The organism is Streptomyces sp. NBC_00425 (assembly GCF_036030735.1).
GTDB lineage: Bacteria > Actinomycetota > Actinomycetes > Streptomycetales > Streptomycetaceae > Streptomyces.
On the sequence record NZ_CP107928.1, the window covers coordinates 9,420,952 to 9,437,508 of the forward strand.

Here is a 16,557-nt window from a genome sequence, read left to right on the forward strand (position 1 = left end):
CGGGCCTGGCTGGAGTGTCGCCTCTCGACCATCACGTGTCCGCAGCCGACCGCCGTTCTTGCCGAGTTCGAGGGAAGGATGGGATGTGCCGCCGCGACCCCTCTCGAGGAAGGCACCGCCCCTTGAACGGAACGGACCTGCACAAGACCGCCGCCGACTGCGCCGAGGGACTGCCCGGAGCAGCGCTGGAGCATCCCTTCGGCCCCGACTGGGAGGTCTTCAAGGTGCGCGGCAAGGTGTTCATGCTGATGACCGAGGTCCCGGGGCGTCCCGTCCTGATCCTCAAGGCGGACCCCGGCGAGGCCCACGCCCTGCGCGGGCAGTACAGCCGCATCACCCCCGGATACCACATGAACAAGAGGCACTGGATCACCGTGGAGGGCGGGGAAGGCGTCGACGAGAAGCTGGTCGAGGAACTCGTCACCGACTCCTACCGGCTCGTCGTCGCCCACCTGCCCAAGGCCGAGCGGCCCGTCGACCCGCACACCTACGGCACCGGCACGGTGGCGGCCGGGTGAGCGCGGCCGGTGACCGGCTCCAGGACACCGCTCGCCAGGCGGCCCTTGCCCTCCCCGACGTCAGCCACGGATACCCCTTCACCCCCGGACTCGACGTGTACAAGGTCGCTGGGAAGGTGTTCCTGATCGTCACCGACGACCCGGACGAGCAGATCATCACGGTCAAGTGCGAACCCGAACACGCCCGCACGTACGTGCACGACCACGCCTCGATCACACCGGGCCGCTACCTCGACAAACGCCACTGGATCTCCCTGGGACCGGGACCCGGCATCACCGATCGACTGGTCACCGACGCGGTCGAGGATTCCTACGACCTGGTCACCGAGCGGCTGCCGCGAAGCGACCGCCCCGGTGCCCGATGAGCGCCGCGAGCTTCCCCGCGAGCGGCTGAGCCGACGCCTGTCAGTGTCCCGTGCAAGGCTCGTCACATCCGCAGACGCCCGCCTCCCACCACCCGCGAGACCGATGGAACCGACCGAAGCGACTCTCCCGCTCTTGGGCGAGGAGCCCGCCCGGGCCCCTCGCTGACCGCCTGCGCCCCACCCGGCTGAAAGAGGTCGTCGGGCAGGACCACCTCCTGGCCCCGGACGCCCCGCTGGGCCGCACGGTCGTCCAGCAGCACCTCAGCTCGGCCGCCCTGTGGGGGCCTCCCGGCATCGGGAAGACGACCATCGCCCGGCTCCTCGCCGACGGCAGCAACCTGGCCTTCGAACCGGTGTCGGCCACCTTCTCCGGCGTGGCCGACCTGCGGAAGGTCTTCGTTCGCAAACGAGGACATCGGAATGGCCGACCCGCACGCCGTCCAGCAGGCCCTCGCCGCCTGGGACGTGTACGAGCGACTCGGCTCTCCCGAGGGCGAGTTGGCGATCGCCCAGGCCGTCGTCTACCTCGCCACCGCCCCCGAATCCATCGCCGTCCACCGCGGCTTCGACGCCGCACACCGCGCTGCCCGCGCACCGGCTCCCTCATGCCGCCCGCCCACATCCTCAACGCCCCGACCCGGCTGATGAAGGACCTCGGCTACGTCAAGGGCTACCAGTACGACCCCGACACCGCTGACGGCTCCTCCGGCGCCGACTACCTCCCCGAAGGCATGGACCACGAGACGTACTACCAGCCCACCCGCAACGGCTACGAAGCCCAGATCAGCGAACGGCTACGCCACTGGAACGCCCTGCGCGCCCGCCGACGCAGCGGCCGACCCGCGCCCGCCGACGCAGCGGCTGACCCGCGCCGGCCGCGGAAGGCGAAACGTGTGTCGCGATCCTTCGACGGCTTCACCCTGTCGAAGGTTTCCGCTGCCACGCCGATCGTCGTGGCCACCCGAGTCCGAGCCGGTCGGGACAGACCCACATGTGGTCGATCGGCAGCGGGCGGCAGGACGGCTCCGCCCGGTCAAGCAGCACGCCTTCAACCCCGCCGAGCGGGGCCTCCCAGAGCTCGCGGACCAGCAGGGCGAGCCGGGGGTTCCGTGACACGTCGCGGGATGGTGCGCTGTGGATGCCGGGCTCCGGTCACGCGGTGCTCTGCCGTAGGTCGGTGACGCCGTCGGCGGTACGGGTGACGGTGAAGTCGCGCGCGTCGAACCGGCCGACCTCGGCGCGGAGCCGGTCGGTGGACCAGGGCCAGCTGAAGCTGTTGCGACCGTTGACGTCCAGGTAATAGCTCCTGCACCCGCCGGAGTTGTAGACGGTTCCGGCCAGAGCGGCCTGCAGTCGGGCGTTGTACGCCGCCTGGACGTCGCCGCGTACCTCCAGGGCCGTCCAACTGCCCTCCCGCGCGGCCCTGATGGCGCTCAGGACGAGGTCGAGCTGCGCTTCCAGGATGGCGAACGCCGACGAGTGCCCGGTGCCCAGGCCGGGGCCGAGGAGCAGGAAGGCGTTGGGGAAGCCCGCGACGACGGTGCCGAGGTACGCCTCGGGGGAACCCCGCCAGTGGTCGGCGAGCGAGCGGCCCGCTCCGTCGTGGACGAGACCCGAGAGCGGCGTGTCGAGAATGTGGAATCCGGTGCCCAGGATGATCGCGTCCACCTCGGCGGAACTGCCGTCGGCCCCACGCACGATGGTGTCTTCGACGGCCTGCGCTGCCGAGGCGTGCACGGCGACATTCGGCCGGTTCAGTGCCGGGTAGTAGTGGTTGGAGAACAGGATGCGCTTGCAGCCCAGGGTGTAGTCGGGAGTCAGCTTGCGGCGCAGTCCCGCGTCGCGGACGGTCGCGCGCAGATGGGCCCGCGCGACGGCCTGAACGCCGCGCATCAGCGAGGGGCGCCTGAACCCCCGTCCGAGCGCCTCCATGGCCCGGTACTCCAGCGACGCCACCGCGGCCCGCGCGCCGGGCAGACGACGCATCGCCCAGCGCTCGGCTTTCGGTATGTGATGGTCGAGCTTGGGGAGCACCCACTGGGCGGTGCGCTGGAACAGATGGAGTCGGGCCACCTCAGGCGCGATCGCCGGGACGAACTGCACGGCGGAGGCGCCGGTGCCGAGGACCGCGACCCGCTTGCCGCGCAGATCGTAGTCGTGGTTCCAGCGCGCGGAGTGGAACACCTCGCCGGGAAAGCGGTCAAGGCCGGGGACGTCCGGTAGAAGGGGCTCGTTCCACGGGCCGGCTCCGGCCACAAGGAACCGGGCAGTGAACTCGCCGGCATCCGTGCGCACGAGCCAGCGGGCTTCTCCGGGCTGCCATCGGGCCTCCGTCACGGACACCCCGAACAAGGTGCGCTCGCGAAGCCGGCAGGTGTCGGCGACCCGCTTCACGTACGCGAGGATCTCCGGCTGGTGGGCGTACACCCGTGTCCAGTCCGGATTGGGGGCGAAGGAGTAGCTGTACAGGCGGGACGGCACGTCGCACTGGCAACCGGGGTAGGTGTTGGCACGCCACGTGCCGCCGAAGTCGTCTGACCGTTCGATGATCAGGAAATCCCGGATGCCGGCCTCGCGCAGCCTGGCCCCCGCGCCCACTCCGGAGATGCCTGCGCCGACGACGATGACCTCGAGATGTGTGCTCATGCCTGGATGCTCCTGTCGATGGCTCGCTTGACGCGGTCGGGTGCCGTGCGCAGGGAAACGTCGAGGGTGGCCGGCCGCCGCCGCAGGTCCATGAAGTTGGGCCCCATCACGGCCAGTTCCTGCGCTCCGGGCTCGATGCGGACCACGCGGCATCCCGCCGCGCGCAGCCGTGCCTCTTCCGTATCGACGGTCCTGGTCATCCACCGGCGCAGAACCCTTTCGAAACGGCTCAGACCGGTGGCCGGCGCGCCCCCGGAGGTCGACATGGGCGCGACGATCACGACCTCGTCCAGCCCCAGGGGCACCAGCAGGTCCGCCGAGGTAGGCGACAGCACTCCGCCGTCGACATAGGACCGTCCGCCGATCCGCACCGGCGGAAACCAGCCGGGGATCGCCCAGGACGCTGCGATGGCGCTGCCGAGGTCCGCGGCCGGGGCTCCCGGCGCGCCGAACGCGACCCGTCGGCCCGAACGCGCGTCGGCCGCGATCAGCCAGGTGCGCGTGGAGTCCAGCCAGGGTCCGCCGTCCGCCAGGGCGGCGCCGAACCGGTGCAGCCAGCGCGCATCGCCCCGACCGCGTGGCAGCAGCCCGACCAGCCCCGAACCCGGTGAGATCCGGCCCCGGACGGCGGCCGCGGCCAGCCCGGCGCCGGGCAGCCCGGGCCATGGAACCGGAGGCAGCGCACCGGGGTGGGTGTGGATGTGGTTGCGCAGCAGAGGGTCCGCGTCTGGCTCGGCCCGTAACGCCGCGAGCAGGTCGGACACGGACCGTCCGGAGCCGAGAGCGGACACGACTTCCGCTCCGGCGGACGTCCCCACCAGCACCTCGGCGGTGCGCGCGTCCCAGTTCAGCTGTTCCTCGGCGGCGGCGAGCGCGGCGATGGTCCACGCGAATCCGAGTGTGCCGCCACACCCGATGACGAGCGCACGCCGTCGTGTCACAGATCCTCCTGGAATTCAGATATCAAGGGAATCTGGAAGCTAGCGGTATTCTGCGGGGGTGGCAAGACTGACCCGGGCCGAGAGTCAGGCCCGCACCCGCGAACATGTCCTCGACACCGCACACGAGTTGTTTCTGCGCGACGGCTTCACGACCACCTCCATCGAGCGGGTCGCGGAGGCCGCCGGCTACTCCAAGGGCGCGGTGTACTCCAACTTCTCGACCAAGAACGAGCTCTGCCTGGCCGTCCTCGACCGCATCGCCATGCAGCAAGTCGCGCACATAGCCGCCGCGATGGGCGATGAGCCACGCGTCGAGGATCGCCTCGCCGGCTTCGCCCGCTGGGCCGAACAGCACATCGGCGACAGCTCGTGGACCGCCCTGGAGGTCGAGTTCGCCACCGCCAACCGCCACGACGCACAGGTCTGCGCGCAGCTCGCCCATCGACGCCGCACCGTCACCGGGGTCCTCGCGGACCTCATCCGGGCTCAGACGCAGGAACTGGACGTCACGCCCGGCATGCCGGCGGACACCGCGGCCCTGATCCTGCTCAGCATCGGCATCGGCATCGGCGTCCAGCGCGCCTTCGACCCCACCGTCCCCGTGCAGCCCGTCGTCGACCTGCTCCACCGCTTCCTGACCGAGTGACACGCTCCGATTCGCGGGGGTGTTGGCGCACGGCTGCATACGATGCACGACACCGAACACGTAGCCTTCACCGTCGAGTTGGTCGGCGCTGCACGGGCACGTTCGCCACCGCAGGCAGGAGGCACTGAACGCACGGCAGAACCGGCGCGCGAGGAAGCACTGCACCGGGCCGCGAGTCCTGGCGGTGCCCGTCACGGCTCGAGGGCAGGCTGCGCCCAGCAGCCCGCCGCCGGGCGCAGCGCTTCCGGCGAAATCCACGGGAGCATCCGCACCACGGTGTGCGAGGGTATGGCGCGTGGGCAATTCACGGGCCTATCCGGTCTTTCGCAGCACGGACGTCGTCGAGGCATGGACGCAGGCATTGCGCCTGAACGCACTGCTGGAGGAGCACGACGACGAGGTCGCCCTGATGGCCGAACTGGTGACCGTCGAGGATGTGCACATGATGGCAGCGGTGCTGCCTTCGGCCGAGTTCAGCCACCACAGAGCCCGAGTGGACACGACTGGACGTGGGTTCGCGCAGGCCGGCTTGGACATCGTCAAGGTGGAGGACTCTCTGCTGGAACCCGAGCTGCCCGTGTCGGTCCTGCACTACGTCCCGCCGGACACCGTGGAAGACGAGTTCGTCAGGGCGTTGGGACGAGGCATCGCCTCGATCGGCCTGTCCGGCAGATGGCCGGACGACGCGGAGACGGATTCGGTTGGTGTTGCCGCGTACGACGGCGTCGAAGTCGTCTTCAACGGCGACGACGTCAACTGGTCTGAGCCGGCTGGCCATCACACGGTTTTCGTCCACGTCGGCAAGTGGGGCGATCTTCCGCGAGCCGAGAAACTCGCCGCGTTCCTCGGCGGGACCGTGCTGGGGGACGCCCAGCACGGCTGGTGAGGGGCCTGGACCGTGCTGTCAACGTGCAGGTACAGCGTTTGTGATCGTGCAGGTGACCGGCTGGGTCCGTGGGTGTTCGGTGGCGCTGAACGTTTGGTGCCGCGCGGGTTCGGTGTCGACGTGTGCCCCAAGACGGGGGGATTCGATCGTTCGAGGGGGCGTGGGGATGAGTTACGACCTGCAAGCAGTGATCGCTGGAGAAGAGGTGCTGAACGCCGCGGTGAGGGTGCTGTCCGCTGCTCGGCTGGCGTCGCTCGGGCAAGGCCTGTCGCTGTTGCCGATGACGGACGCCCTCTTTGATTCCCTCTCGGAGGGCGTCGATACGGGCGCGTTGGGGTTCTGGCGGCTGCCCGGAGGGTTCGCGAAGACCCTCGCTGACTGGTCGACCGCTGGACCGGTGGCCTACGTGGAAGCCGAGTACTTCGGCGGCGTAGGCGAGCAGCAGGCTGTCGTGTGGGACGGCGGCGCCATCGTGCTGGGACCGCTCCGGGTACCGGAGGGTCGTCCTCTCCCGCCGGCCGGCAGTGCCATCTCGCAGGCACTTCGGCGGCTGGGTGTCGTGGCGGGCGCCGGGGAGGACGAGTTCACCGCTCTGGGATTGGAGCGTCACCGACACGTTGAGGGATGGATCGCCTGAGCGGCGCCGTCAGGGTTCCCGAAGGATGAGCACGTTCCTGGTTCGGCTCGCGGAACGGGTCCCTTGAACGCGGCAACCCTGCGCCTCGGCGGGATCGCGCTGGGAGGATGCTCACCCGCTCACCCGCTCACCTCTGCCGGTACGGCCGCCGCGAAAGGTCGCGCATCCGCCACATCCTTCCGCGCTTTCCAGGAAGTGGTCGTACCGAGTTGCCGGCGTGCGGGGATGGGAGGTGCCGTGGAAATGTTCTTGGTCGCGGAGCACCTCGGACAGGGCTCGCAGGGCTTGTCCCGGTTCGCCGGTCTGTGCCAGGAGTCTGCCGAGCTGGTGGCGGTTGCTCAGAGTGCGTGAGTGCAGCCCGAGAATGCGTTCCTGGTCGCCGAGGAGGACTTGGAGCCTGCGGATGGCATCGTGGAGATCACCCGACCGGGCAACGAGGAGCGCCCGCTCGAAGCGGGTGCTGAGCGTGTGAGGATGTGCCGCGCCCGGGTCCCGGGACGGCTCGCGACATTGACCCGAACCAACTGTGGGATAAGGCGAGTTGATCTCAAGTCACTGAGCTGGCCCGGGACGTGTGCCACGGCAAGCGCGGCACCATCCACCAGGCGTACCGGGACGGGATGGAGGGCCAGCTCGGCGCGCTCGGCTTGGTCCTCAACGCCATCGTGCTCTGGACGACGAAGTACATCGACGCCGCCGTCGCCCAGCTCCAAGCCGAGGGCCACGACATCCGGGAAGAGGACATCGCCCGACTTTCCCCGCTCAAGCACCGCAACCTGAACCTGCTCGGCCGCTACAACTTCGCCGGCAGCGTCCCGGCCGCCGGTGCCCTGCGTCCGCTTCGCGACCCGGATGCGCACGAACTGGATGAGGACGAACAGGGCGAGGAGTGAGCAGGAGGGCGCTGCTCAAGGGTTACGCGGTGCCCTCGATCCCGGCCCGCAGCCGGATGTGCTCCCAGCGTTGCCGCACGCGGCACCAAGAGACACCCGTTGAGTTTGTCCTCGAACGGGGCCGGGCCGGTCAGTTCAGCAGGGCAGCTGTGAACGTCTTGCGGTGGTCCACCAGCCACCTCTGCACGCGGTCCCAGCGATCCCATCCACCACGCTCGGCCAACGCCTGGAGATAGGTAGGGTCTCCGCTGGCTACGCGGTGGGCGACGAAGGCCCGGCAGACCTCCGTGGCCTGCTCGACGACGCCAGGCAACTCGGCGCGGCCCTCCGCCGAGAGGCCGTAGCCGTCGGCAAGAATCCGCAGCCGTGCGGCCGTCTCTAGCCCAGGGGGATGGAGAGCAGCCGCGGACTCGGGATCAAGCATGGGCACCCAATAACGGGCGGTCATGGCGATGTCCCAGAGGGCACGGCCCGGGGCCGCCAAGTCGAAATCGATCAGGGCCGCGGCACGACCGTCGCGGAAGACGACGTTCTCCGGGCACACATCGTTGTGGCACAGCATCGTTCCCCCCTCCGGGTCGGCCAGGTCCCGCGGCCACTCGGCACGGGTGTCGACCGCGACGGCCGCGCTGGTCTCATGCAGACGCCGCAGCAGGCTCCCCACCGATTCGAGGGCAGAACTCCTCATCGCCCAGTCCGGGAACGGCGGCAGAGCCACGTCGCCAGGGATGAAGGTCAGCTGCTCACGGCCATCCGCTGTGAGACCGACAGGGGCCGGCGCCGCGTCGAAGCCGTGCTCCTTCAGCGCAAGGAGATAGGCATGCAGGGCGCGTGCATTGCGCGGTGCCGGTCGCTCCACCAACTCCCTCCGGCGGAAGACCGCCCCCACGTTCACCATCCCGCCGACCAGCGCCTCGTCTTCAGCCGTCATGAGGATCACGCTATCGGCAGATCGACCCCGCGCGGGGCGGCCTGCGCACGACGTGGATCAACGTACGACGGAACGCGCGACGCGGAATCCCACGTCGTCGACCTGGAAAGTCGGGTGGCTGCGGCGCCGCGCGGAGGCCCGGCAACTCCAGTGCTCATCGAACCAACCACCGCCACGGAGCACCCGGTAGGCGCCATAGACCTCGGCGTCGTAGACGTCCCAGCACCAGTCCCAGACGTTGCCGAGCATGTCGAAAAGCCCCCACGAGTTGGGGCGTTTGCCGCCCACCTCGTGGATGCGCTCGTGCGAGTTACCGCGGTACCAGCCGATCTCGTCGAGATCCCCGTAGTGCGGCCCGGTCGTCCCGGCCCGGCAGGCGTGCTCCCACTCGGCTTCGGTCGGCAGTCGATACCCGTCGGCGGACGCGTCCCACTCGATGACTTCAGCCTCGGCACGGATGTGGTACGCGGTGTGAGGCCGGCCCACCGGGACAGGGCGTTGCAGAACCGCGTCGCGTCCCACCAGGAGACGCACTCGACGGGCAACTGGTCCCCAGGGGTGGTACTGGGCCGCTGGCCTGTGATCTGTGCGTACAACGCCTGGGTGACCGGGGATGCCGCGAGCTGGTAGGGCGCAAGTTCGACCGACCAACTGCGCTGTGTCCGCCGGTCCGACAGCGTCACCTGCCCCGGCGGGATGGCGATCATCTCGTTCCCCGTCATCACGTCCATGGTCAGGAGATCCTAACGAGACCTGTCAGTGCGAAACGACAGAGCCGAACGGTTGTCCTTGGCTGACACGAATCTGCAAGTCGTCCTTCACTGACACAGACAGCCATCGATCATCCGTCAGTGGCCATCGATCAACGTTCACTGGCACAGGTCAATCTCCCCAAGGCTGATCGCCGGCCAGCTTGCGCCTGTCGGCAGACGATCGTTTGACGACAGGCAGTCGACGCGTCCAATGAACCCGTGCAATCCGGGGGTTCGCGGCGGCGCGAATCCAATCAGATCCGTTGGTGATTGCTGACAGGGTTTGATGACAGATACGGTCCGATCCTCCGTACGGAAGGGGCCCTTCGGTGGCGAACCTGGTCTACTGTCCCGTCGCGGTGTAGGTGGCGGGTAGCGACTCGTTGACCTGCATGAATGCCAGATGGTTGGAGACTGCCGATGGCTGAGGTTCTCAAACGGCCTGGCTTTCGTGGAAGTCCTGCTCGCCGTGGAGGTAGAGGTGTCCGGCGAGCGTCAGCCTCGCGACGACATTTGTACAAGACTGATAGCGGGCAGCGCAGGCATCGTCCCGTACATGGGACATGACGACGTCACGCACTTGCTCGGGATGCATGTGGTCCACTATGGCCCGCTGCAGGCGCCGCCGCTGGTGCTCATCCACGGATCGGGATTCTCGGGCGGCTCCTGGAGCCCGGTGGTGCCGACACTCGCCGACCAGTATCACGTCATCCGAGTCGACCTCCCGGGTCACGGCCAGTCCTCGCCCGCGCCGTCGTACGACGTGCCTGAGCAGGCGAGCCGCTTGGCCGCGGTGCTCGACGAGCTCGGCCTTCGTCCGGTCACCGTGGTCGGGCACTCCAGCGGTGGATACATCGCCACCGCGCTTGCCGAACAGCGCCCTGACCTGGTTGGTTCGCTCGCGCTGATCAGCACCGGTCCGAGTCCCGACGCGCTCCTTCCGCAGCCCGTCCTCCTTCGGATGCTGATTGCCCCGCCGCTGGGCCCGCTCCTCTGGTCGATCCGCTCGGACGCGATGCTCCGCAGGGGGGTGACCGCGGTATGCAACCGCCCGGTGGACGTCCCTGACGACCTGGTCGCCGAGGTCCGGGGCATCGGCTATCGCACGTTCAGGACGGTGCTGCGCCGAAACACCGCGTACATCGCCGAGCGGAGCGTCTCCGAGCGCCTCACCGCCCTCGACGTCCCGGTCCTGGTGATCTTCGGCGCTGCCGACCGCCGCTGGGATCCGTCTTCGGCACACCACTACGACACGGTGCCGAACGCGCGCGTCGAGCAACTGCCCGACGTCGGGCACCTCCCTATGTTCGAAGCGCCGGAGGCGACAAGCGAGTTGCTGCTGGCCTTCGCGGCGGCAGGCCGTTGACACCGATCGCTACCCTGGTGCTGTGTGGGCCACAGAGTCACCACCTGACTGGACGTCGGTGGAGGTCGCGATCCCGCGGCAGTCAGAGCGACTGCCCGGGATCAGCATGGCCGGGTTCGGTCAACGTGTCCCGGCGCTCGTGGACATCGCCATGGTCGCGCACCCCTCGGTCACCCTGTTCGTGGACCTGAGCGAAGGAGACGGTCTCGTCTACGACGCCCACGGCCGACGCGAACGCGGCAGCGTGGTCGTAGGACTGATCCCGGGCGACCTTCGGATCAGCGGCCGGACGGCCGAGGCAGGCCAGTGCCTCCAGATTCGGTTGTCGCCGGTCGTGGCGGCTGCAGTGCTCGGCGCATCGACCGAGCTCGTCGGGACCGTGGTCTGCCTGGAAGATGTCTGGGGTCGCGACGCCGGGCGAGCCGAGGACAGGCTGCGCGCCGCCACGTCGTGGGACGAACGGTTCACGATCGCGGCGGATGTCCTTGGCCGACGGCTGGACGCCCGCCCGCCGCTCGATCCGGAGATCGCGGCTGCCTGGTGGCGGATGCTCACCAGCCGGGGACGGGTACGGGTCGACAGCCTGGCGAACGAGGTGGGATGGAGCCGTAAGCGCCTGTGGTCCCGCTTCCGGTGCCAGATCGGCCTCACTCCCAAGCGCGCCGCCCAGCTGGTGCGCTTCGACCACGCCGCCCACCTTCTCGCAGCGGGTGACGCCACCGCTCGGGTGGCGGCCGCAAGCGGCTACGTCGACCAGTCCCACCTCCACCGCGAGGTCAAGGCGTTCACCGGGGTGACGCCCACCGCCGTGGCCGCTGCACCGTGGCTCGCGATCGACGACGTCGCGTGGCCGACTTCGTTCGCCGACCTGCCGCCGTCACCGTCTGCGTTTCGTCAGGTCCCGGCGAGGTGAGCACAGGTTCCACGAACGGAGCAGGCGGCGGCCCTCAGCACTTGCCCGGATGAGAATCGGACAGCACGAACGAGAACGGGTGGGAAGCCGACAGATCCAATGCGACAGGACGTCTACAAGGCCCTGTTCTCCCGAAGCTACGGCGAAGTGACAAGTAGCTCTCTGTAATCAGAGTGACGCTCGGTCGCGGAAAGCAGGGCGGGGTCCGGGGACTTCGCCGACCTGAAGGGCGGCGAAGTCGGCGTGGGCCTGGTCGACGGCTTCGGGGTATGCCTCGCGCTTGGCGTGTTCGGCGAGCGCCCGGTAGATGCTGGCGACGGAGGGGTTGTGTCCCTTGCGCTTGCCGGTGGGGATGATCAGGTCGGGCTGGATCTGCTCGACGGACTCGCCGCCCGCACGGCGCCTCAGCACGGTGTGGAGCATGTCATCGGTGATGACCGGCGGCCGGCCACCGTGCTTGCCCTTGCGGGCCGCGGTGTCGAGCCTCTCCAGCGTCGACTCCCGGATGTTCTCCCGCTCGGTCTCCGCCATCGCCGCGAAGAACGCGAACAGCAGTTTCCCCGGCCCCGTCGGGTCGTAGATGCCGGGCAGGGGGCCGGCGAGCATCTCCAGGACCAGGCCGTGCGCGGTGAGGTGGTCAGCGAGTGCGGTGAATTCGGCGGCGTCGCGGCCGAGCCGCTTCATCTCGTACACGGTGAAGATGACGCGGCAGTGCGGGGCGTGCGCCTTGACCTCTCGAGCTGTACGGAGCGCCTCCTCGAACCGGGGGCGGACCCGGACGCGGGTGCTGATCTTCTCGCTGAAGATCTTGTCTCTCGGGATGCCGTGCTTGCTGAGCGCGTCGAGCTGGGAGTCGAGTTCCTGCCCGGGGGTCGAGCAGCGGGCGTAGCCGATGCGGATGTCCCCGCTCGGTAGCTCCGGGTCGATCGGGGCCGGCGGCAGGGTGCCCGGCCGCCACGGCCGGCCCGGTCCGCGGTCGGCCGGGGTCGGCACACGCAGCGCCTTCTTCAGCCGGGGCACCTGGGTGAAGCGGCGGGTGTGGTAGGCGGAGGCGACCGCGCCGCCGCGCGAGCGGCACGGCGAGCCGGGCTGAGCATCACACTTCGGACAGGCGTGCTGTTCGACGTCGCCCGCGTCCGACCGGTCGGACGGGGAGGGCTGCTGAGGGGCCGTCATGGGCCCGGATTTTCGCACCATGCAAGTCTCAGAAGGGGGTCCGTCCCGCTTTTGAGTGAGAACGGGTTCTGAGAACGAATCCGGGACCGACAGGGGTTCGGCGGCCCAGTATTGATCTTGCTCGCGCAAAGGACCGTTTATGAGAGGGGCTGTTCTTCGAGGGCCTCGATGCTGCTTTCGCTTGCGGCACGACTTCGAGATCCTTCGCGGGCAGCCGGGCAGCCGGGCAGCCGGGCAGCCGGGCAGCCGGGCAGCCGGGCAGCCGGGCAGCCGACCAGTCGAGCAGCCGACCAGCGAGCCGCAAGTTCCTCGTAGATCTCCGCGGCGCGGGTGGTCCTACCAGTCTCCAGTCGCTTGGCACTGATCCGGCGAGGAGTGACCGGAAGACTGGCAGGGTTATGCCCGCGGCGTTGCGATCAGCGAGGGCGGCTGTTGTATTGAGAGTGCGGTCAGGCGGCGAAGGAGGCGAGCAGTTCGTTGTACTGCTTGGCGGCGGTGTTCAGGTCTTCGTCGGACAGCCCGAAGGCGGTGCCGTACACCTTGACCATCGGCTGCTGGAAGTCGAGCTGGCACAGCCGCAGGGTCGCCTCCCAGCTGTTGAGGAGGGTCTCCAGAGTGGCCTTGTTCGCGCCCTCGGGGGTGTAGTGATCGGCGGGGACACCGGCGGTGACGGCGACGACGGCCTTCTTGCCGGCCAGCTGCGAGGCAGAACCGTCCAGGGTGAAGGCCCAGCCAAAGGTGAATACCTTGTCCTGCCACAGCTTGAACAGCGGGGTGGTGTTGTACCAGAACACCGGATGCTGGAAGACGATTACGTCGTGCTCCGCCAGCAGGGCCTGCTCGGCGTCGACGTCGATCTGGAAGTCAGGGTAGGTGGCGTAGAGATCGTGCACCGTGACATGGGGCAGATCGCGAACGGCTTCCACCAGAGCCGCGTTGGCCTTCGACTGGGACAGGTCGGGGTGAGCTACGACAAGGAGAACCTTGGACATGATGAGAAAACCTCTTCAGTGATCAGGGAGATGGGTGAGCGGATGCGGGTTGGTCGGATGCGACGGGTCAGCACATCGCCGGGGCGTCGGATCAGCGGTCGATGGTGGCCATGTTCGCCTCGTCGTGGCGTTCGCCCGCGGCCGGTGTGAGGTTGTTGAGGCGGTCGAGCTGGGCGGCGCTGAGTTCGATGCCGTCGGCGGCGGTGTTCTCCTCGACGCGGGAGACCCGGCGGGTTCCGGGGATGGGGGCGATGTCGTCGCCGCGGGTCAGCAGCCAGGCCAGCGCGGTCTGGGCCGGGGTGGCACCGATCTCGGCGCCGATGGCCCGTACTTCATCGACGATGCGCAGGTTGCGCTGGAAGTTCTCGCCGGTGAAGCGCGGGTTGGTCTTGCGCCAGTCGTCGTCGGCGAAGTCGTCGACGGTGCGGATCTGCCCGGTCAGCAGGCCGTGGCCGAGCGGCGAGTAGGGCACGAATCCGATACCGAGCTCGCGCAGCAGCGGGAGGATCTCGGCCTCGACGTCGCGGGTCCACAGGGAGTATTCGGTCTGCAGCGCGGCCACCGGATGCACGGCGTGTGCCCGGCGGATCGTCTCGGGACTGGCCTCGGAGAGTCCGATGTGGCGAACCTTGCCTTCGGCGACCAGTTCGGCCAGCGCGCCGACGGTCTCCTCGATGGGCGTGTTCCGGTCGACACGGTGCTGGTAGTAGAGGTCGATATGGTCGGTGCCGAGCCGCATGAGCGAGCCTTCGACGGCGGTCTTCACGTTGGCCGCGCTGCTGTCGATGACGCCGGGGCCGTCGCCGCCGTGGGAGACGATTCCGAACTTCGTCGCCACGACGACGTCGTCGCGGCGGCCCTTGATGGCCTTGCCGACGATTTCCTCGCTGTGGAAGGGGCCGTAGATCTCGGCGGTGTCGATGTGGGTGACCCCGAGGTCGAGCGCACGGTGAATGGTGCGGATCGACTCGGCGTCGTCGAGCCCTCCGCCCGTGGTGTACATGCCGGCCATGGTCATGGCTCCCAGGCCGATGCGGGAGACATCGAGCCCGCCCAGGGATACGTGCTTCATCAGGTACTCCTTGTCGTGACGGCCGTCAGACCGTTCGGTGGTCGTGAGTAGTGGGGCGCCACTCGTTGGCGGACCGTGCTGGGGTGATCCGCGCGCTGACGACGCGGGCGTCGTTGCCCGGGTAGCGGGTCAGCGCCGTGGGCGCACCCGGCGGCTTCCGGCCTCGGCCGGGCATGGTGCTCAGGCGTGGTGTCGTCTCAAAGTCAGGCTGCCGAGGACATCGATGCCGCGGTCGTCTGTGATGTGCTTCGTCCAGGCGGCCGGGCGGGCCGACCGCGGGGGATTCGAGCTGGCCGCTGTCAGGTGGGGTCCGACGCTGGGGTTACCAGGGCCAGGCTGCGGTGGGCCCGCGGGCTGCGTCGGGTCAGTGCTCGTGGGCCGCCGGCTCCAGAACGAGGACGGGAATCTCACGTTCCGTGTTCTTCTGGTACTCCGCGTAGTCGGGGAACGCCTCGATGGCCCGGGCCCACCACAGGGCCTTCTCGTCCCCGGTCACCTCGCGTGCCAGCATGTCCTGGCGCACCGGGCCGTCCTGCAGCTCGACCCGGGGGTCGGCCACCGCGTTGTGATACCAGACCGGGTGCTTGGGGGCTCCTGCCATGGAGGCGACCACAGCGTAGACGCCGTCGTGCTCCACCCGCATGACCGGGGTCTTGCGGATCTTGCCGCTCTTCGCGCCCAGGGTGGTCAGGAGGACGACGGGCAGGTCCCGGAGTCTCTCGTCTTCCTTCCGTGCGACCAGGACGCTCAGCGTTGTTCCCTGCGTACCGCCGGAGCTTTCGTACAGCTCCACCTGGTCCCGCACAAACTGCGCCTTGCTCGGCTCGTACTCGCCTTTGAGGGGCATGTTGACTCTCTCCGTGCTGTCGAAACGCACCCGGGGCGGCCCTGCGCCTCAGCCGGGATCCGGGTGTGGTGCTCAGGCGTGGGCGTCGTCGTAGGCGAGGTTGTCGCCGAGTTCGCGGGAGGCGTTGGCCTGGGCGAGGAGTTCCTTCGCCTTGGCCTCGGCGGCCTCGATGGCGTCCGCGCCGGCGACGAAGCGCTGCAGGGGCTTGTCCTGGTCAACGATGATCAGCAGGGCACGGGCGAGCTTGGCGGGGTCGCCGGCCTGCTTGCCGTTGATGCTCTTGATGCCCTCGATCCTGGGGGCGGTGCGCGGGGTGTAGTCGCCGATGGACAGCTCGGGCCAGGTGGGGGACCCGTCCACGAGGAATTCGGTGCGGAAGTAACCAGGCTCCACGGCTGTGGTGTGGATCCCGTAGGGCTTGACGTCGTAGCGCAGGGATTCCATCCAGCCCTCTTCTGCGAATTTGGAGGCGGCGTAGGCGGAGGTGAATTCCATGCCGACCAGTCCGGCGGTCGAGGTGATGGTGATGATGTGCCCGGCGCGCTGCTTGCGCAGGATGGGCAGGACGGCGCGGGTGACGTTCATCGGGCCGAAGAGGTTGGTCTCGAACTGCTGGCGCATCTGTGCGGGCGAGATCTCCTCGAAGTAGCCGGCGACAAGATACCCGGCGTTGTTGATCAGGACGTCAATACGGCCGAAACGGTCGACGGCTGCCTGCGCGGCGGCCTCGGCGTCTTCCAGGCTGGTGACGTCCAGCTCGGTGACCAGCAGGTTGTCCTGCGGTCCGCCGAGGGCCTTCTCGACCTCGTCGGGGCGACGGCCGGTGGCGACGACCTGGTGGCCGGCGGTGAGGGCCTCGCGGGCGATGTCGGCGCCCAGGCCGCGTCCGGCGCCGGTGACGAGAATGACCTTGCTCATGAGGATTTTCCTTTCAGACGCCGTGATCCGGCACCTGGTGTGTGCGGGGGGTGATGCA

15 protein-coding genes and 3 pseudogenes are annotated in these 16,557 nt (G+C 68.8%); 9 read left to right on the plus strand and 9 right to left on the minus strand.

Annotation, left to right across the window (positions count from 1 at the left end):
• The first annotated feature begins 122 nt into the window (after positions 1 to 122).
• From OHS82_RS41650 to OHS82_RS41660, 3 genes and pseudogenes are all read left to right on the plus strand, one after another.
• The gene (locus tag OHS82_RS41650; RefSeq protein ID WP_057577305.1) at positions 123 to 518 is read left to right on the plus strand and encodes an MmcQ/YjbR family DNA-binding protein; all 396 of its coding nucleotides are present in this window, start codon (positions 123 to 125) and stop codon (positions 516 to 518) included.
• Complete coding sequence (locus OHS82_RS41655) at positions 515 to 883, plus strand: MmcQ/YjbR family DNA-binding protein (protein WP_328435853.1); 369 nt, start codon at positions 515 to 517, stop codon at positions 881 to 883. The genes OHS82_RS41650 and OHS82_RS41655 overlap by 4 nt, the downstream gene beginning before the upstream one ends.
• A gap of 420 nt (positions 884 to 1,303) precedes the next feature.
• Positions 1,304 to 2,064 (plus strand): annotated as a pseudogene (locus tag OHS82_RS41660) (hypothetical protein).
• Here OHS82_RS41660 and OHS82_RS41665 read toward each other — a convergent pair.
• Positions 2,036 to 3,529 carry a flavin-containing monooxygenase gene (locus tag OHS82_RS41665; RefSeq protein WP_057577310.1) on the minus strand — a complete coding sequence of 498 codons (1,494 nt, stop codon included), beginning with the start codon at positions 3,527 to 3,529 and terminating at the stop codon, positions 2,036 to 2,038. The pseudogene OHS82_RS41660 and the gene OHS82_RS41665 overlap by 29 nt on opposite strands.
• The gene (locus OHS82_RS41670) at positions 3,526 to 4,470 is read right to left on the minus strand and encodes a patatin-like phospholipase family protein (RefSeq protein ID WP_057577311.1); all 945 of its coding nucleotides are present in this window, start codon (positions 4,468 to 4,470) and stop codon (positions 3,526 to 3,528) included. The genes OHS82_RS41665 and OHS82_RS41670 overlap by 4 nt, the downstream gene beginning before the upstream one ends.
• Positions 4,471 to 4,528: 58 nt before the next feature.
• Here OHS82_RS41670 and OHS82_RS41675 point away from each other — a divergent pair, with 58 nt between their 5' ends.
• The 4 genes and pseudogenes from OHS82_RS41675 to OHS82_RS41690 form a co-directional block, all read left to right on the plus strand.
• Positions 4,529 to 5,116, plus strand: coding sequence for a TetR/AcrR family transcriptional regulator (locus OHS82_RS41675; RefSeq protein ID WP_328435855.1), 588 nt, complete (start codon positions 4,529 to 4,531; stop codon positions 5,114 to 5,116).
• Between the two features lie 295 nt (positions 5,117 to 5,411).
• Positions 5,412 to 6,002 (plus strand): hypothetical protein, encoded by a 591-nt coding sequence (locus OHS82_RS41680; RefSeq protein ID WP_328435856.1) that lies wholly within the window; start codon positions 5,412 to 5,414, stop codon positions 6,000 to 6,002.
• Between the two features lie 166 nt (positions 6,003 to 6,168).
• Positions 6,169 to 6,639 carry a hypothetical protein gene (locus OHS82_RS41685; protein ID WP_328435858.1) on the plus strand — a complete coding sequence of 157 codons (471 nt, stop codon included), beginning with the start codon at positions 6,169 to 6,171 and terminating at the stop codon, positions 6,637 to 6,639.
• A gap of 557 nt (positions 6,640 to 7,196) precedes the next feature.
• A pseudogene (locus tag OHS82_RS41690) lies at positions 7,197 to 7,532 on the plus strand (Tn3 family transposase); the annotation flags it as partial.
• Between the two features lie 130 nt (positions 7,533 to 7,662).
• On the opposite strand, the gene OHS82_RS41695 reads toward OHS82_RS41690, so the two are convergent.
• Positions 7,663 to 8,463 carry an aminoglycoside phosphotransferase family protein gene (locus OHS82_RS41695; protein ID WP_328435860.1) on the minus strand — a complete coding sequence of 267 codons (801 nt, stop codon included), beginning with the start codon at positions 8,461 to 8,463 and terminating at the stop codon, positions 7,663 to 7,665.
• Between the two features lie 57 nt (positions 8,464 to 8,520).
• Positions 8,521 to 9,194: pseudogene (locus tag OHS82_RS41700) on the minus strand (formylglycine-generating enzyme family protein).
• A 577-nt stretch (positions 9,195 to 9,771) separates the two neighbouring features.
• Here OHS82_RS41700 and OHS82_RS41705 point away from each other — a divergent pair.
• Both OHS82_RS41705 and OHS82_RS41710 read left to right on the plus strand, forming a co-directional pair.
• Positions 9,772 to 10,581 (plus strand): alpha/beta fold hydrolase, encoded by an 810-nt coding sequence (locus OHS82_RS41705; RefSeq protein ID WP_328436173.1) that lies wholly within the window; start codon positions 9,772 to 9,774, stop codon positions 10,579 to 10,581.
• A 106-nt stretch (positions 10,582 to 10,687) separates the two neighbouring features.
• Positions 10,688 to 11,494, plus strand: a complete 807-nt coding sequence (locus OHS82_RS41710; protein ID WP_328435862.1) for a helix-turn-helix domain-containing protein — start codon at positions 10,688 to 10,690, stop codon at positions 11,492 to 11,494.
• Between the two features lie 168 nt (positions 11,495 to 11,662).
• Here OHS82_RS41710 and OHS82_RS41715 read toward each other — a convergent pair whose 3' ends face one another.
• The 5 genes from OHS82_RS41715 to OHS82_RS41735 form a co-directional block, all read right to left on the minus strand.
• Complete coding sequence (locus OHS82_RS41715; RefSeq protein ID WP_328435863.1) at positions 11,663 to 12,670, minus strand: recombinase family protein; 1,008 nt, start codon at positions 12,668 to 12,670, stop codon at positions 11,663 to 11,665.
• 449 nt (positions 12,671 to 13,119) lie between these two features.
• Positions 13,120 to 13,662, minus strand: a complete 543-nt coding sequence (locus OHS82_RS41720) for an NAD(P)H-dependent oxidoreductase (protein ID WP_328435864.1) — start codon at positions 13,660 to 13,662, stop codon at positions 13,120 to 13,122.
• A 91-nt stretch (positions 13,663 to 13,753) separates the two neighbouring features.
• Complete coding sequence (locus tag OHS82_RS41725; protein ID WP_328435865.1) at positions 13,754 to 14,734, minus strand: aldo/keto reductase; 981 nt, start codon at positions 14,732 to 14,734, stop codon at positions 13,754 to 13,756.
• Positions 14,735 to 15,098: 364 nt separating this feature from the next.
• Positions 15,099 to 15,581, minus strand: coding sequence for a nitroreductase family deazaflavin-dependent oxidoreductase (locus OHS82_RS41730; RefSeq protein ID WP_328435866.1), 483 nt, complete (start codon positions 15,579 to 15,581; stop codon positions 15,099 to 15,101).
• Between the two features lie 72 nt (positions 15,582 to 15,653).
• Positions 15,654 to 16,499: an SDR family oxidoreductase gene (locus OHS82_RS41735; protein ID WP_328435867.1), complete on the minus strand. Its 846-nt coding sequence runs from the start codon at positions 16,497 to 16,499 to the stop codon at positions 15,654 to 15,656.
• Positions 16,500 to 16,557: the final 58 nt, after the last annotated feature.

Coding starts and splice junctions, on each gene's coding strand:
- OHS82_RS41715 (WP_328435863.1), bottom strand. CDS start 12,670: ATGACGGCCCCTCAGCAGCCCTCCCCGTCCGACCGGTCGGACGCGGGC.
- OHS82_RS41735 (WP_328435867.1), bottom strand. CDS start 16,499: ATGAGCAAGGTCATTCTCGTCACCGGCGCCGGACGCGGCCTGGGCGCC.
- OHS82_RS41730 (WP_328435866.1), bottom strand. CDS start 15,581: ATGCCCCTCAAAGGCGAGTACGAGCCGAGCAAGGCGCAGTTTGTGCGG.
- OHS82_RS41695 (WP_328435860.1), bottom strand. CDS start 8,463: ATGACGGCTGAAGACGAGGCGCTGGTCGGCGGGATGGTGAACGTGGGG.
- OHS82_RS41710 (WP_328435862.1), top strand. CDS start 10,688: ATGGCCGGGTTCGGTCAACGTGTCCCGGCGCTCGTGGACATCGCCATG.
- OHS82_RS41685 (WP_328435858.1), top strand. CDS start 6,169: ATGAGTTACGACCTGCAAGCAGTGATCGCTGGAGAAGAGGTGCTGAAC.
- OHS82_RS41725 (WP_328435865.1), bottom strand. CDS start 14,734: ATGAAGCACGTATCCCTGGGCGGGCTCGATGTCTCCCGCATCGGCCTG.
- OHS82_RS41705 (WP_328436173.1), top strand. CDS start 9,772: ATGGGACATGACGACGTCACGCACTTGCTCGGGATGCATGTGGTCCAC.
- OHS82_RS41665 (WP_057577310.1), bottom strand. CDS start 3,529: ATGAGCACACATCTCGAGGTCATCGTCGTCGGCGCAGGCATCTCCGGA.
- OHS82_RS41720 (WP_328435864.1), bottom strand. CDS start 13,662: ATGTCCAAGGTTCTCCTTGTCGTAGCTCACCCCGACCTGTCCCAGTCG.